Source organism: Bdellovibrio sp. HCB274 (assembly GCF_047306075.1).
GTDB lineage: Bacteria > Bdellovibrionota > Bdellovibrionia > Bdellovibrionales > Bdellovibrionaceae > Bdellovibrio.
Map to the genome: position 1 here is coordinate 398,221 of NZ_CP178623.1, position 15,516 is coordinate 413,736.

A 15,516-nucleotide genomic window follows, 5' to 3' on the forward strand; every position below is an offset into this window, starting at 1 on the left:
ATGAAGCTGCAAGAGCGGTCCTATAGCGGAAAAATCATGCGTCCCAAACCTTTGATTCACGTCGAAGAGGATGGCTCGCTCATCGTTGTGGTAACTACCTGGGGTCAGTCAGAACACGGGGAGCGCGCTTTAAATGAGGTGGTTAAATACGTCAGTGCCGCTAAGGCCGATGTCGAAGTCACTTCTCCATTTGAATTTTTAACCTGCATCAGTGACGAAGCGAACTATGTTCGTACGGCCTTGATGATCGCAAACGACGCTCTTTATCGCGGTGAAAACCGTAAAGAATATGCCTCCGGAGTCGAGGTGCTGGCTTTATTCAAGCGCGGCTCACAAGTGGCGTGGGCGCAGGTGGGTGCACCCAGTATTTTCGTGCAAAGACAGAATCAGCGCTTGCAACCCTTAAGTATCGCGACTGATTTGGCTTCCGAGTTGCGCGATCAAGCGGAGTTACCTCCGTTGCCAGCCCAGCTATTGGGAATGGATCCGACCTGCAATATTCAAACAGGTCATACTCACGTTTCAGATGGTGATAAGCTGGTTTTATTTGCCGGGACTTCCGTGGCGACGACGTTGTGGGGGCTGCAGTCCTATGAAACTGACTTGAATATGCTGACTCAGGCAATGATTCAGGAAGAGCCGGAATTGCCATTCTGGCTGGGAATGATCGCAGTCTAATTGTCCTCTTTATCAATAGTCTCAAGAGATTTATATACCTGAGCGCGGATCTTCGCGTTCTCGGGCAGATGCAATGCCAGTTCAGCACGCGAAGGGGCATACAGATTTTCGCGGGATGTATCCCAAACCAAGCCCAAGGCGATATTATTTCTTTGAATTTCCTGATCCAGCATGTAGTTCTTAAAAGAACGTTCAAATTTCTTTCGTTGAGTTTCTTTTGCCAAACCACGCACATCGGCCCGTAACCAATCCACCAAATCCAGGAACAACGGATCATTGCAGTTTTTCATGCGAGTGGCGTCAACTTCTTTGGACGTAAGTAGTTCAATGCAGGGATCAGAGGTTTTGGGATTTTTTATGTTCAGATTTTTCTCGCCCACATACTGCCAAACACTGACACCGTTTTTTATTCCCAGATTTCGCAGGGAATCCCAGTCTTTCTGGTTTAGTGACAATTGAGCAGTCCAATTTAGAATGTTCAGATTTTTATAAACAGCATTGTTGCCCAGGCGTTTTAGGTCTCGTAACAACAATGGCTCCTGATCCAGACGGGTCCAACGGTCATAGGGGATTGAGAGCTTAGCCAACCACTCGTTATTTAGGGGCGTATAAGCCGGAAACTGATTCTTTCTTATCAGATTCTGCAGCTTGGTGGTCGTCGGTAAAAGACTTTGTTGAAGCAAGGGCAGGGGAGTGGCTTCCATGCGGTCCACCAAGGTGTTGTAAAGCTTTGGTGAATCATCATTTATGAACAATACATGATGAGAGATAATTGCCATGCGCAGTGGTCCGGCATTGCGCCATAAAGCCCATCCCGATTCAATCGGAATAGGACGATCTTCTGGCCAACTGGCTTCAGGACTTTTTAAAACTCCGGTGAGAGAGTGAATTGGAAAATCCCCGCCATCACTTTCAACAACACTTTCCCCTAATAATTCAAACAATGTTTTACCGACATCGGCCAAGGACACGTTTTGATCCACCTTCCAGTAGATCGGCTCGTCTCCTTTCTTTTTCTTTTGTGCGGGCTTGATGAACAATGCGACTTGAGTGTTTTCTGAATTTAAGTTCAGCGTTGGAAAATCACGACGATCCCGACGCTCGCCATTGTTGTGACCACTTAGTCCCACAAGAATCACAGTGGTATTTTCCCAGCGTCGGGCCGATTTGATTTGTGTGATCAGTTCATAAAGACTCTCATCAAATTCATCCACTTGCGATTCAAAACTGAGATTGCGGGTTTCACCCAACTCTGTTGTTGTAATTGTATTAGTGAATTGCAGATCCGGAGCGTAAAGAACGCTGAAATAAGGACCGTTGCCCACATCGTGTCGAAGCCACTGCATAAAGTTTGCGGCGTTCTTTTTAAACGGACGATAAAGACTGGAAAAACCTGGTACGATACTGTCATCAAAAAGTTCAAATCCCTGATTTAGTCCAGAGCGTCGAAAGATCGGTGCGCCACCCGTAAAAAAACTTGTTCGGTAATCTTGGTAAACAGCAACTTCGGAAGCGAGTTCAATCTCGGCGGCCAATCCGGGGCCACCATTATGTCGCACTTTATGTTGGTAGGGATGCAAACCTGTCAAAACAGAGCTCAGCGCCGGTGTACTTAGTGTGGAAGTTGTAAAGGCATGAGTGAATCGCACTGACTCGTTGCAAAGCAATTGAAAACCAGACTTAGTTCCGGCGTAACCATCGTTAGAGCAGGTGATGTCAGATACTGCAAGATTGTCAGCTGCGATGATAAGAATTGAACTCTTGTCACTTGATTGGCAGCCAAGCTGGACCATGCCTAATGCGCATAGTGTGAAAGCTAAAATGATTCTCTGCATATCTTGACCGTATGACATTGATCTAGAGATAATGAATCAATAATTTTTGCTAGTCAAAGTTTTGAAAGGACATCTCGATGCTTGCAGAGAAAATTTTTGGTGTTGCACATTTAGCCGATCAGGTTGTGTTGTGGTTGTTGCTTATTCTGAGCATTCTTAGTATCGGAATGATTTTGGAGAGATTCTTTGCGCTTAGAAAAGTTTCCTCTGAGTCGCAACGCGTTCGTGCAAAGATCAAATTGGCAATTCAAAGTAACAGCGTGGAAGACATCGAAGATCTTGCGAAAGATCCGGACTCCCTTGAGGGCCGTGCTGCCGGTCAAGCAATGAAGCATTTGCGTGCAAGCGGCAGCAAAGGTTTGGAAGAAATCTTCAATACCTTCGCACTTACCGAGCGTCCTGACCTTGAAAGATATCTGAATTTCCTGGCAACTTTGGGGTCGAATGCTCCTTACATCGGATTGTTTGGTACAGTTCTGGGTATTATGAAAGCCTTCAATGACTTAGCGACTGCTCCTGAAGCGGGTCAACAAACAGTTATGGCAGGTATCTCTATGGCCCTTGTGGCAACAGCGGCGGGTTTGTTCGTGGCGATTCCAGCGGTAATTGCATACAACTACTACAGCAAACAAGTTCGCGGCATCTTTAACTCTTTAGAGAGCGTTAAAGAACTTTGCCTTGCTTACGCTAAGAAAAAAGGTGTTTAAACCATGGCAATGAAGAATGGGGAAAACAACGAAGCCATAGCGGACATTAACGTTGTCCCATTGGTGGATATCATTCTGGTGGTCCTGATCATCTTCATGGTCACGGCGCCCATGTTCATCAAACCTTCGATCAACGTGAATCTGCCAAAAGCAGCCAGCGGTGATCAGACAGCGCCAAGCAAATTAAATATTTCTCTGACAGCCGATGGGCGAATTAACCTAAACGGTGCCTTCGTTGATGAAGCGACTGTTAAAGCCAAAGCCATTGAGGAAGTGACCAAGAACACAGAAGTTCAGGCGATCATTTCCGCTGATAAAGATGTGCCACACGGCAAGGTGGTCGGACTTCTGGATATCGTAAAAGGTGCCGGAGTTAAAAAGTTCGCGATCAGTATCGATAAAAAATAGTCTCAATTTGAAGACTCTCCCAACTCGGGAGGGTCTTTTGTATCAGCTCCAGTCGCGGCTTTCCGGGACTTTCAGCGAAATTTTCAAAATTATTTCAGCCCTTTTTTTCATCTTTGCTTCCCCATTCGCGATCCATTGCAATTCACAAATTCGCGCACGACTTTCGAGGGGGATTTTGGGTCATTTCTCAAATTGATACGGCTAAAGTCCTGCTCGGGAACTCCGATCATAGAAGCATGTTTAAACGTGCGGCTTCAGAAGTTCAATTTATTGCAATTACATTTGTACTGGTAGTGCTGTTGGGCGCTCGTACATTTGCAAGTTTGACTGAAGAAGATCGTGTGAACTCTCCGGAAACTTCGGTCGCGGCCACTACGTCAGTGATAGCCAAAGAAAACAATCGTCGTCCTTCTTCCATTCCGGAAACTACCGTCGCTCCTCAGGAGATCAGTTCTTCGCTGCATGAGTCTGCTGATGTGGACCTGAATTGCAAAACCAAAACTGGTAATCTTGAAGTGCACGCGGGTTACGTTCAGTTCAAAGGTAAAAACTGCAACGCGGGCGTTGCTGTCGGTGAAATTCAGATCGTCAATAAAAGCAACGGCTACACAGCTTCGGTTTTTGATCGCGGCTCTGACAGATACCAAACGGATCTTATCCAACTAAAGCCTGGTCAAAACGAAATTGCCATTCGCTATGAAAAAGCCGGCCGCCAGGTTGAAGAAATCATTCGTATCAGCTCTACCAAGATTTAAATCTTATTTCCCTTTTTCGTCTTTCTTTCGCAAAATAAAAGAACCACCATTTAAGGATCTTTTATGCGCGTTATATTGTTAGCCGTCGTATTTTCGTTAATTCAGTGCACCTCTGTGAAAAACCCAGGAACTGATTTGGCGAAGCGCTCTGCCGCTTCCACAAAAATGATTTTGGATAAAAGCGGTTATCTTTATGATCCCACAGACAGGTCCTGTGATGGATTTCCGCGTTTGATGGTGGAAACTATGCCGGGCACTTGCTTGGGTATGGTTTTGCCCCGCGATCGCGCCTTGGATCCTGCTACCAATAAAGGTTTCATAAAACCCAGAACAATTTTGCAACTCGCAAACACCAATCAGTTCCTGGTAGTGGATATGGGCGGTTGGGGGCCAAAAAATGGTCGCCTGTTTTTGCTAAAACCGGGTGCGACCGGTAATTATCAAATCACCTTGTTAAAAGCAGGCTTGGATAATCCCCATGGACTGCGGTTGGGACCTGATGGTTTCTTTTACATTGGCGAGAAGAATCAGATTTCAAAGTTTCAGTATATCAACGGCAAACTTGTTAGCTGGCGCATCGTATTTACGAACCTTGCGCGCAAAGAAGGTTACATGCATCCTTTGTCGCAGTTCGCGTTTGATCCAAGAAACGGTGACCTTTACATCAACTCCGGATCACCAAGTGATCACTGCATTGTCGAAGGAACAAATGAGTATAAGTACTGCTCGGAAGATCAGGCTGAAGGAAACGGTGCGATTTATCGTGTCCCTGCGGCATTGTTAAAGAATCCGCCACCGGATGGTGTGACCAATTTTGAATACTCCGCCGTGGGCTTAAGAAATTCCATGGCCATGGTTATTTCCACCGCCGGATTTCTGGTTCAAGGTGAAAACGGAAGAGACTTCCCAGAACTGGAAGAGCCCTACGAAGAAATCAACGTAATTGATTTGGATAAAGGCAGAGTCGGCCACTATGGCTGGCCTTATTGTTATAACTTCCACGCGACTTCGCCAGAGTGGGAGTTTCCTGAAAATGCCAAACTTCCTATTCACAAACAATTTCGCAAGCCCGTGAATTGTTCATTAAGGAATGGAACCGGAATGGGCGAGTACCATGCCCCCTATGTTCTGATGCCTCCGCACGTAGCGCCTCTGCATATGGATTACTATCGTGGCAGCATGTTCAGTGATCTGTTTGGCGGAAAACTTTTGGTGACATGGCATGGATATCAACCCATGGGACAGCGATTGGTTGCTTACAGTGTTGATGAAAAGGGTTTGCCGGTAACCGAATCGGCGACAACAAAAAATTCCTATCAATTTAATCAGCCCGGAGCATGTCCTATAGCGAAACCTTTCCAACCGCGCGGAGGAATGGAACGTCATGCTTCTTATATAGAAGTGATTTCAAAATGGAATGAAGTTAAAGGCGTTCGCGCGAAAGGTGCACCGGTGGCATTCACTGAAGCCAGCGATGGATCTCTTTGGATTGTTGAAGACCGGGAAAATCGCACCATCGTCAGACTTGCGAGAACTAATTCAGCGAACTATCAGGAACCTTGTGATCGCTCTAACGTAGTATTTGATCCTCAGGTACAGATGTTGGCTTGGCGTTCTGCCATCAAAGACAATCCAGAGTTAAATCTGGGTTATCAGGCTATTCAAACTCAGCTAATTCAAAACTACTGCCTGGGCTGTCATGGAAATATGCAGGCTGATGACGTCGCCAAGGATCGTTTCAGCAATCTGGATTTCCTGGTAAAAAATGGCTGGATTGCACCTCGCGATTTAGAGCGCAGCAAAGTGTATGGCGCTATTGCGCGACTTGAAGGTTACACACCGATGCCACCGCTGGATAAACCGCAGTTCTTTGGAACCTCTGAAGGGGAACGATTGAATGCCCTGGTTGCAAAGTGGATCGGAGCCTTGCCTAAGGATGTGGATGCAAGCTATGCGAAGTTCACCGCGAAAGATAAACGCAATATTCGCATTCAGCCTTCAACGAAAGCTAAAGCTTGCGGTCAGTTGAATCCTGGAGATATTGTCTTTATCGATCCACGACCGAACAAAGCAATCTCTCAGGACGGATATTCGTGGAGACGTGTGTATCTGGTGCCGAATCACAGTCGTCTGTTTAAAGATGCCTGCGTTGCTCCTGAAGACGGCGTTTACTATCTGGCGCAATAGAAAGTTTTTATGATCAAGGCCCTCAGACAACCGCAACTGCAACGCCTTTGGCTGGGGCAGGCCTTTTCTTCGATCGGTGATGAAATCTACAGAGTCGGACTGACTTGGTTTGCTGTTAGTTTAATGGGCGCTGATACGGGTTACTTAACCGCAGGACAAACCGCAGCTTTGATGTTGCTAAGTTTCGTCGGTGGTAAATGGGCCGATCGCTGGAATCCTCATCAAACCATGATCAGAGTTGATCTGGTGCGCATGGTGATCGTGCTGATTCCGGTGTTTGTTTCTTTCTTTACGACGGTGCCTTTGTCGCTATTGATTGTGATGGCATTAATTCTCGCGTCCTTAAGTGCGTTCTTTGATCCGGCGACTCAGGCAATGATTCCCATCCTCGCAAAAGATTTCGATACGATGCAATCCACCAACGGATTAATGGCTACCACAATTCGCGGTGCGCGTATGGTGGGACCTGCAGTGGTTGGATTGTTAGCAGCCGTTGTGCCGATGATTCATTTTTTTACGATCGATGCATTTACGTTTTTGATTTCAGCCATTTCCATTTGGTCGTTGAAAAAGTATTTGCCAGAAAATCTGACTGCTCCCAAAGGCCGCGTTGGCTTTGGTGAAGCAATTCTGGGTGGATTTAGATTGATCGAAGGACATATCGGGATGAGATATGTGTTTTTATCGCGAGCCTTAACCGCGGGTGCCTGGAATCTTGCCGTGATTGTGGGATTCGCGTTATTGATTCATGAAATCTCCGGCGGTGATGCCCGCATGTTCGGACTTGTGATGGCCACTTATGGAGTAGGAAATCTTTTGGGCGCCGTGTATTTCGGCAATCGCAAACGCGCCGGTCATCGTCTTTTGTGGCTGATGTATTTGGGTTACGTACTTTGGGGAGCAGGTGTTGTGTGGATCGGAATTGCTCCCACAGTATTTTGGATTGCTGTGGCATCGGTTTACACCGGATTTTTAGGGCCGATGAATGACCTGGCATTTATTGATCTGATGCAAAGAAAATTTGCGATATCAGATTTAACCAAGGTGTTTCGTTTGCGCATGGCTGTAGAGTCCCTTGGAACACTGATCTGCACTTTGGCTTCGCCCTGGTTGATCAAGTTGACATCTGTTCGCACAGTTATTTTGGCATGCGGTGTACTTTGGATCGTCTGTGGGGGCCTGGGGCTGATACTCAAATCGACACGAAGCTCTAGTTCCGAAGCTGCATAAACCTTGAAAATATACATACAAATTGCGCTGGCTGATTATCATTAGCTGAGCTAATTCATTGAGTTGATGCGCTCAGCTAGAGTAGTATCATTTAAATTGATCTTGCTCATTTTGGCCTTTAAGTTGAGCACGAATGATTACAGAAGGATTCATGAACTTGGTAGACCTTAAGAAGCGCTCGGACATACACTATGCTCGAAAAATTTGGCATATGTCTGCCGTGTTCGCCATGTTTTTGGCCTATGTTTATATGCCGGAAAAGTTGTCCTTATCTCTTCTGGTTATTGCGTGGATTTTGTTCGTTCCTTTTGATTTCTTGCGCCACCGTTATCCGGTGCTGAACGATTTCGCAGTTCATGCTTTCAAACCAATCATGCGTCAAAGTGAAGTTAAAAAGCTGGCGGGTACTACTTTTTTACTTACGGGTGTTCTGATTGTTTACGTTATTTTCCCGCGCCCGATCGTCGCTCTGACGTTGTTGTTCCTGGCTTTTGCAGATCCAATCGCCAGCTACTTTGGGATCTTGTACGGTAAGGACAAAATCTTTGGTCACAAGTCCATTCAGGGTTTTATGGCCGCCTTCTTCGTCTGCATGGGTTTGACGATGGCATTTTTGTTATATCACAATTATCTAACGGATCGCGTGATCGTGATTAGCTTACTTGCGGGCCTTGTTGGGGCGTTTGCAGAGTTGATTCCGGTTGGAAAGTTAGATGATAACCTGACGTTGCCATTGATGAGCGCCGTTGGACTTTCTATCCTCTTTTATTTCTTTGGATTTTTCGCCAATGTCGGATAAAACCGATACATGGCAAATGAACATATCGCACATCATCCAAATCTAGATACTGAAGAAGCTCGCGCGCAGCGCCTGCACATGTATATTTATATTCTTCCAAACTTGATGACGACTGGAAACCTGTTCTCAGGCTTCTTCGCAGTTATTCAATCCATTAAAGGTAATTACCTTTGGGCTGCATACGCGATCGTTGTTGCCGCCGTGTTTGACCAGTTGGATGGCCGCTTGGCTCGTTTGACTCGTTCAACAAGTAAATTCGGTGCAGAGTACGATTCTCTTTGCGACCTGGTCAGCTTCGGTATGGCACCAGGTGTTTTGTTGTTCTTGTGGGCACTTCAACCATTCGGCCGTTTAGGTTGGGTTGCGTGTTTCTTGTTCGTGGCTTGCGGAGCACTTCGTTTGGCACGCTTCAACGTTCAGGCAAACGTGGTCGAGAAAAACTATTTCCAAGGTCTGCCAATTCCAATGGCTGCCGGTATCGTGGCTTCCTCTGTTCTTGCGTTCCAGGATTTGGAATTGGAACCGATGGGCAATTACGGTTTGCTGGTAATGACAATCTTATTGGCTTTGGTGATGGTTTCAAACTTCCGTTTCCGCAGCTTTAAAGATTTGGATTTGAAAGAGCGTCTGCCATTCCGTTACCTGATTTTGGGTGTCGGCGTTTTGGTAGTTGTTGCTCTTCGTCCGGAAGTAATGCTGTTTGTTCTGTTCATGGGCTACGCAGCCCTTGGTGCAGTTTTCGGTGTCTTCAAACTGGGTAAAAATATTCGCAAGATTAAGCCATCAGTTTATGCTCCCGTACAAGTTCACGAAAGCGACTTGGTTTACGAGGAAGAGGAAGAAGACCAGAAAGATGAAAAGAAAACTTAAAGTCGGTGTCGTCGGCGCGACCGGTATGGTCGGCCAAACATTTATGACTCTTCTTGAAGAGCGCGAGTTCCCGATTGCGGAACTCCGCCCCTTTGCTTCAGAAAATTCCCTGGGAAAGAAAATCGAATTGCAAGGTCAGCAGTGGTCTTGCCAAGTTTTAAAAGACGGCTGCTTTGACGGCCTCGATCTGGTTTTCTTTTCTTCCGGTGATGATATCTCTGCAGAGTGGGCTCCAAAAGCTGTCCAGGCAGGGGCTTTTGCAGTGGATAACTCTGCAGCCTTCCGCATGGATCCAAACACTGTATTGATCGTTCCTGAAGTGAATGGTCATCTGGTGAACAAAGATTCCAAGCCCCAGGTGATCGCCAACCCGAACTGCTCCACAATTCAACTTGTTGTGGCTTTGAAACCCTTGGCTGAAAAGTTTGGTTTGGAAGAAGTTCGTGTCAGCACTTATCAAGCGGTGAGTGGTGCCGGACAAGGTGGTTATGACGAGTTGATGGAGCAAACCTCCAAACACACTCAAGACATTGAACCAAAAACTTTCCCGCACACTATTTTGTTCAATTGCATCCCGCAAATTGGTTCTTTCAACGATCAGGGCTTCTGCAGTGAAGAAGTCAAAATCATGAAAGAAACGCGCAAGATTTTGGGGCTGCCACAATTAAAGGTGTCAGCTTTTACCGTGCGCATCCCCGCACTTAATGCCCACAGCGAATCCGTTTGGGTGACTTTGAAAAAAGACACCACACGCGAAGCTGTTACCGAGGCGCTGGTTTCTCATCCCGGAATCGTGGTTCAGGATGATCCTAAGCGCAGCGTTTATCCGCTGGCTCGGGAAGTTTCAGGCAAAGACCCCGTTTACGTGGGCCGAATCCACCGTGATCCAGAAGATTCCAAGCTTTGGATGATGTGGGTTGTGTCTGATAACATCCGCAAGGGTGCAGCGCTGAACGGTATTCAAATAGCCGAACAGATTTTCTTCTAAATCACTGTGAAATTATGATCTGACTTAGGTCTGGGCGGGCTGGTTGTTTTGACTAATGGCTCGTCCAGTGGTTCGATAAAGATATGCGTCTGTTTAAGCAAGTAGCTTTATTTTCCACCACTTTGTTGATGTCTAAAATGGCATTAGCTGCTTTGACGTTTGGAACGGTTGGTGGCGCAACTTCTGTCGACTCAGTAACAACTCCAACCAAGCCAATCATTTATGGTGGGTTCGCTGGAACTTGCGGAACTACGACGACGAATACCACTTGCGATACTTGCACCGGCAATGGGCTAGAGCCTTGTAACAAGAACGCGGTTTTTCCAGAGCTTATTTTAACCCTGGTTCTGAATACGTCTACGCCCATAACTTCAACTTCGGATATCACTCTTAAAATCGATTCGACCACAGTGAACCCAACGAATATTATCCTGGGCACTACGAGTGTCACGATCACTTTGCCGTGGAGTGAGATTTGCTCAAAGGCGATCAATGATTCCACTTGCATGGCGGATCCTTTAAACCACGATTTGACGATCACATCCGCGACAAATTCCACGGGTGCTTCAGCGGGAACATTCACATTTCATTTTATTTCATCAGTCGCGCCGGCTGCTCCTTCTGAATACACAGATTGTCCTGATGACGGAACTGCAGTTCCAGCTAATACGGGACTTTGTAATTTCACTGCGTTTCCCGGAGATTCTAAGTTGTATGCACGTGGCCTTGCCGCTTCAGATGGATATCCAACAAGCACAACGGGCGTAAATTTTAAAAGCGCGATTTTTTTCTACGTCAAACAAACTCCTGGCGACTCAAATGCCACGACAGTTGGACAAATCACTAATAAGTCCGATTCTTTTGAGGTTCCTATCAATGTCGCCAGTATGTCTAAGGTTTATGTCTCCGGCCTGACGAATGGAGAAAACTATTGCATGGTGATGGCAAACAGAGACTTAGTGGGAAATATTTATTACTTCACTCCGGTGGCATCAGTTTCGCCTGATTCTTTGTGTGGAACTCCCACTCCAGTCGCGGGACTTTTGGATGACAAAAGTTGCTTCATCGCCACCGCAGCCTTTGGCAGCGACATGGCCCCTGAGGTGCAAAGCTTCCGTGATTTCAGAAACAAATATCTGCTTCCGTATTCCTGGGGCCGTGAGTTCGTAAAAACTTACTATAAATACAGCCCTAAATACGCAAACATGATCGCCCAAAACGACACCGCTAAAATCGCAGTTCGTGGTGTGTTGTGGCCGTTGTTGTTTTTCGCTCGCATGAGTGTGGCTGTTGGTTTCTGGTATGCCCTTGGATTTGTATTGTTGGCGGGTCTAACTTTGTGGGGTCTGTATCAACGACTGATTCTGGGACGTAACGTTCGGGGTGAACTGTGAAATCACTTTGGTTGGTGTTGGTTGCGCTGTTGGCAGTCACAATGTTTCACACTGCTCACGCGCAGGAATCTGCACCCAAAGAACCACCATTTGTGGACGAAAATGAATTTGATGCGCCAGCTGCTGATCCGCTGAAAGCTGAAACCGACGATGCACTAAGTATCGAAGATGAAATTTTGCAAAGTGGTGGACAACCTGTTCCGCCACCAGCTCCAGCGACGACAACTCCCGCAGCTCCGGCAGCAACTGGCCAAAGCAATACTGTCGATTTAAATGAAAATGTTCCGGAAGCAGGTTCTTCCGAAGACCTGTTGCTTGAAGATGAAGAGCCGGTGATTGCCGCTCCTTCAAATGAAATTCCCGAAGGTGAAATTCTGCTGGAAGAGCCAACAACGCCCGTTAAAGCAGCAGCTCCAGTTTATGCAGAAGAAGTTGTCAGCAAATCCCGTTCCGGTGGAATCGAATACATTCGTCATCCGCAGTCAGCCGTGGGTTTGATTCGCATCGAAAAAGACGGCACTTACGTTTATAAAACCAGCGAGAAAAAAGGCTACAGCACGACCGGAGCTTTCCGCTTCGGTATGATGGATGCTCCTAAAATTGAGTCAGCGGATGGTATTACAAATTTCGATACCATGTATGCCGGCCCTCAAGTGCCTTTGTTGATGTTTGAGTACGAATGGCAGCCCTTCAAAATGTCCAGAAACTTTAAGATTCAGGGTGGTTTGGGATTGTTGATGGCTAATGGCCAAGGTCGTTTTACAGAAACAGCAACTTCTGGAAACCCCACTGCCGGCCAGGAAGCTCTTGAAGAATACACCTTCGTTGCAATTCCTTTGAACCTGGGACTGACCTATCGCTTTCAATACATGGATCGTCAGATCCTTGCGCCATTCATTTCCGGCGGCGGCTCCTACATCCCAGTTGCAGAATTCCGCGATGACGGAAACGACACCAACTTTGTCGGAACTCCCGCAGCCTACGGTGCCGGCGGCATATTGCTTAACATCGGCGCAATGAGCAAAGACACCGCATACACTCTTCGTACCGAATACGGCATCGCAAATCTTTGGGCGACCCTAGAATATCGCTACCTTTATTCTTTCAGCGAAGACGTAGACTTCACATCAAATATAATATCCGCCGGCGTAACCCTAGACTACTAAGAACGGCTGGTGAAAAACCGCCAACTGCTTCGTTGCTCCTCTTCGGCGTACAGGTAGTACGCCTTCATCGTCGCGCCTTGCATTTGACGATTTTTGACCAGCCTCACTCTTTTTGGGGACGGGGAGGGCTCCTTGCTTCGCAAGTCGCGGATGGGGGAACTCCTTGCTTCGCAAGTCGGGGATGTGGGGAGCTCCTTGCTTTGCAAGTTGCTGGAAGAGATGCGCTGGTTTGTAATTGCAAACGTGGTCCTTCTTTCGTTGTTTTTTTACTTTTCTGACTTGTGATTTTCGTTATTCCCTAGTTAGAGCTGTTGCTGGGTGCCCAGTACTTTTTGGGATTGGTGGGGACTTTGTTGTCTGATTCATTTCCGAAGCGGAAGTGGAAATGACTTTGTTGTACGCGCTGTTGATTGTGGTTTTGATTGCGCCGTACCTCAAAAAGGTACGGCGTTTTCTATTTCTTAGTTTCGAAGTGCATTAGGTAGGTGCCTAGTTGGACTAGTTCGTCGCAGTCTTTTTGGGATTGAGACCAGCCGATGATTTCGTCTTGGAATTGACGGATCTTTTCTTGTAGTTCACCTAACTTGTTTTTTGGGAGTGGGATGTTGAGTAGGCCCAGTTCCTGATTTTCGTATCCTAGCTGGGTGATGTTGGTGGACCAGGCTTTCATGGTTTGGGCATGGTATTCCTGCATGAAATCGTGATTGAAGATGTCGATCCCGGTGTCGAGGACGGGCTCGCTTTGTTCGTAGGTTTCACCGTTGTTTTTTAGATAACCTGAATTCAATAGGAATTTAAGTGACCGTTCGGCTTCTTCCACGCTGATGATGCCATTCATTTTTTTTGAGATATATTCACCGCTGGGTTCGAAGCCTTTTAGCAGAACCATCTCGCGAACCAAAAGGTGGTACCACTTATTTAGAATCTCGCTGGCGTCCAATTGAACAAACTGCGCCAATAGCTTTTTAAGACAAGCATGAACATTCTTTTGCGCTTTGGTGCGCTCTTCGTCGTTTTCGGCATTCTGCAGACGGATCAAAGCTTCGAAGTAACTTACTTCTTTTGCATTCAGCTTTAAGGCCTCGGCCAGACGACGGCCTGTGGTTTCCGTCAAATTGCGTTTTTCCTGAATCACCAGTTGCAGGTAGTTCGGGCTTTTTAGTCCCACCAGATTTGCAAACTGACGATATGAAAATCCCGAGCGCAAAGATTTTTTATATTCAAAGAAATCACGCAGGAAAGCGCGGTAACAAGTGTACCGCGCTATTTCAGGATATTTACTGATAGGTTTTAACTGAACCGCTACTTCCATGCACAGCTTCCTGGAGTAAGTACCAAGGAGTTGATGAAGCCGGTCATCGCCTTATCGACATCAGGAAGACTTCTTCCTTTTAGAACAAATCCTTTTCCCAATCCCCAAGTTGCAATGTAGGCCGTGATCTGCGGATCATTGGATTTCATAATCAAGATGCAGTCAGAATTTGAAACCACACTCCATGCGGATCTTTCAAGGCGGCTTTGAATGTCGTTGGCCGAATAGTCGACAAAATCAGGAAACTCATTTCTGAACTCGCCGATGTCGATAAACTGGGTCATCACACCTCTACCCATGACGTAGGTTGGGGGTCCTTCGGCGCGAACGCTGTCTCGTCCAGTGGCTTTGATATTAAGAAAGCTTTCTGGAGCGTCCATTTCAAATCCGGAGGAAAGACTGTTAATTTTTCCGCCTCCGACACGAGAGACAGCCCCTGAAAGGGGCGCCCACGTTGTCGTTAGAAGAATTAGTAAAATTATATTTTTCATTAAAGCGTCTCGAATTCAACAGTCGCACCGAATGCCGTTGGATTTACAATTTGGCAGTTGTCTTTCTTGTGCTGAGTAAACGGAAGGGACATTTTACGATCGGTAGGTTTCACGATAATTTGATCAACTGGCTGAGGATTGGGATCCATTTCATAGCAATACACACCTTGATTAGGTTCCAAATTGAAAATCATATTTCCAAGATCAAGTTGTTTGGTGGAAGCACTGGCTTTCCCAGGTAAATCAATCGGTGGAGCATTCGGAGGGATATTCGTTGTGGGATACGCAGTTAAATTTGCCCAATACGTTTTTAACTCAGTACCATTCACGCGTGTAACGATGTTGTAAAGCCAAACTGGAGTTTGATATCGAACATTATTCAGAGTCGCTACACAGCTCACGAAAGGTATTGGTGGCATTTGCTGGACACCTTCACTGAAGCGGATATCGTAAACATCGATATCAATAAACTTTGTACAAACTTCCTCTCTTGTATCCTTAAACCCGTCACCTACTCGTTCGATAGTGTTCTTAAAGATATTTACTTTGACCCGTGCTTTTCCGAAGACCGGAATTTGGGAGGAGGGTGGCTGTTGAACATTTTGCTGCGCGAACGATGAGCAGGAAAACAAAAGTGCCAGTAAAGCGATTGAACATTTCATGAAGACCTCGTTGTTAAAAAATTTAAAAGTTTCA

At 46.4% G+C, this 15,516-nt stretch carries 15 protein-coding genes; 11 read left to right on the plus strand and 4 right to left on the minus strand.

All coding sequences use genetic code 11. The features are described 5' to 3' along the window. Complete coding sequence (locus ACLWNV_RS02005; RefSeq protein ID WP_413586232.1) at positions 1-678, plus strand: hypothetical protein; 678 nt, start codon at positions 1-3, stop codon at positions 676-678. On the opposite strand, the gene ACLWNV_RS02010 is transcribed toward ACLWNV_RS02005, so the two are convergent. Further along, positions 675-2,531: a hypothetical protein gene (locus tag ACLWNV_RS02010; protein ID WP_413586233.1), complete on the minus strand. Its 1,857-nt coding sequence runs from the start codon at positions 2,529-2,531 to the stop codon at positions 675-677. The genes ACLWNV_RS02005 and ACLWNV_RS02010 overlap by 4 nt on opposite strands. A 59-nt stretch (positions 2,532-2,590) precedes the next feature. On the opposite strand from ACLWNV_RS02010, the gene ACLWNV_RS02015 reads away from it, so the two are divergent. From ACLWNV_RS02015 to ACLWNV_RS02060, 10 genes are all read left to right on the plus strand, one after another. Then, positions 2,591-3,220 carry a MotA/TolQ/ExbB proton channel family protein gene (locus ACLWNV_RS02015; RefSeq protein ID WP_413586234.1) on the plus strand — a complete coding sequence of 210 codons (630 nt, stop codon included), beginning with the start codon at positions 2,591-2,593 and terminating at the stop codon, positions 3,218-3,220. Positions 3,221-3,223: 3 nt separating this feature from the next. After that, on the plus strand, positions 3,224-3,628 hold the full coding sequence (locus tag ACLWNV_RS02020) for an ExbD/TolR family protein (protein ID WP_413576837.1): 405 nt from the start codon (positions 3,224-3,226) through the stop codon (positions 3,626-3,628). Between the two features lie 236 nt (positions 3,629-3,864). Next, positions 3,865-4,383 (plus strand): hypothetical protein, encoded by a 519-nt coding sequence (locus tag ACLWNV_RS02025; RefSeq protein ID WP_413586235.1) that lies wholly within the window; start codon positions 3,865-3,867, stop codon positions 4,381-4,383. A gap of 63 nt (positions 4,384-4,446) precedes the next feature. Beyond that, a complete protein-coding gene (locus ACLWNV_RS02030; RefSeq protein ID WP_413586236.1) occupies positions 4,447-6,570 on the plus strand; it encodes a PQQ-dependent sugar dehydrogenase in 2,124 nt (707 codons plus the stop codon). Between the two features lie 9 nt (positions 6,571-6,579). Beyond that, positions 6,580-7,800: an MFS transporter gene (locus ACLWNV_RS02035; protein WP_413586237.1), complete on the plus strand. Its 1,221-nt coding sequence runs from the start codon at positions 6,580-6,582 to the stop codon at positions 7,798-7,800. A 151-nt stretch (positions 7,801-7,951) separates the two neighbouring features. After that, a complete protein-coding gene (locus ACLWNV_RS02040) occupies positions 7,952-8,599 on the plus strand; it encodes a diacylglycerol/polyprenol kinase family protein (RefSeq protein ID WP_413586238.1) in 648 nt (215 codons plus the stop codon). A gap of 9 nt (positions 8,600-8,608) precedes the next feature. Then, complete coding sequence (gene pssA / locus ACLWNV_RS02045) at positions 8,609-9,469, plus strand: CDP-diacylglycerol--serine O-phosphatidyltransferase (protein ID WP_413586239.1); 861 nt, start codon at positions 8,609-8,611, stop codon at positions 9,467-9,469. After that, positions 9,453-10,457, plus strand: a complete 1,005-nt coding sequence (locus ACLWNV_RS02050; RefSeq protein WP_413586240.1) for an aspartate-semialdehyde dehydrogenase — start codon at positions 9,453-9,455, stop codon at positions 10,455-10,457. The genes pssA and ACLWNV_RS02050 overlap by 17 nt, the downstream gene beginning before the upstream one ends. Before the next feature lie 83 nt (positions 10,458-10,540). Continuing rightward, positions 10,541-11,851 (plus strand): CFI-box-CTERM domain-containing protein, encoded by a 1,311-nt coding sequence (locus ACLWNV_RS02055; RefSeq protein WP_413586241.1) that lies wholly within the window; start codon positions 10,541-10,543, stop codon positions 11,849-11,851. Then, positions 11,848-13,017 (plus strand): hypothetical protein, encoded by a 1,170-nt coding sequence (locus ACLWNV_RS02060; protein WP_413586242.1) that lies wholly within the window; start codon positions 11,848-11,850, stop codon positions 13,015-13,017. Before ACLWNV_RS02055 ends, ACLWNV_RS02060 begins: the two co-directional genes overlap by 4 nt. 454 nt (positions 13,018-13,471) lie before the next feature. Here the strand turns inward: ACLWNV_RS02060 and ACLWNV_RS02065 are convergent, their stop codons facing one another. Genes ACLWNV_RS02065 through ACLWNV_RS02075 form a run of 3 tightly spaced genes read right to left on the minus strand, consistent with a single transcriptional unit; the run spans position 13,472 to position 15,482 of the window. Continuing rightward, positions 13,472-14,329: a TIGR02147 family protein gene (locus ACLWNV_RS02065; protein WP_413586243.1), complete on the minus strand. Its 858-nt coding sequence runs from the start codon at positions 14,327-14,329 to the stop codon at positions 13,472-13,474. After that, a complete protein-coding gene (locus tag ACLWNV_RS02070) occupies positions 14,320-14,820 on the minus strand; it encodes a hypothetical protein (protein WP_413586244.1) in 501 nt (166 codons plus the stop codon). Before ACLWNV_RS02070 ends, ACLWNV_RS02065 begins: the two co-directional genes overlap by 10 nt. Continuing rightward, positions 14,820-15,482 carry a hypothetical protein gene (locus tag ACLWNV_RS02075; protein ID WP_413586245.1) on the minus strand — a complete coding sequence of 221 codons (663 nt, stop codon included), beginning with the start codon at positions 15,480-15,482 and terminating at the stop codon, positions 14,820-14,822. Before ACLWNV_RS02075 ends, ACLWNV_RS02070 begins: the two co-directional genes overlap by 1 nt. Positions 15,483-15,516: the final 34 nt, after the last annotated feature.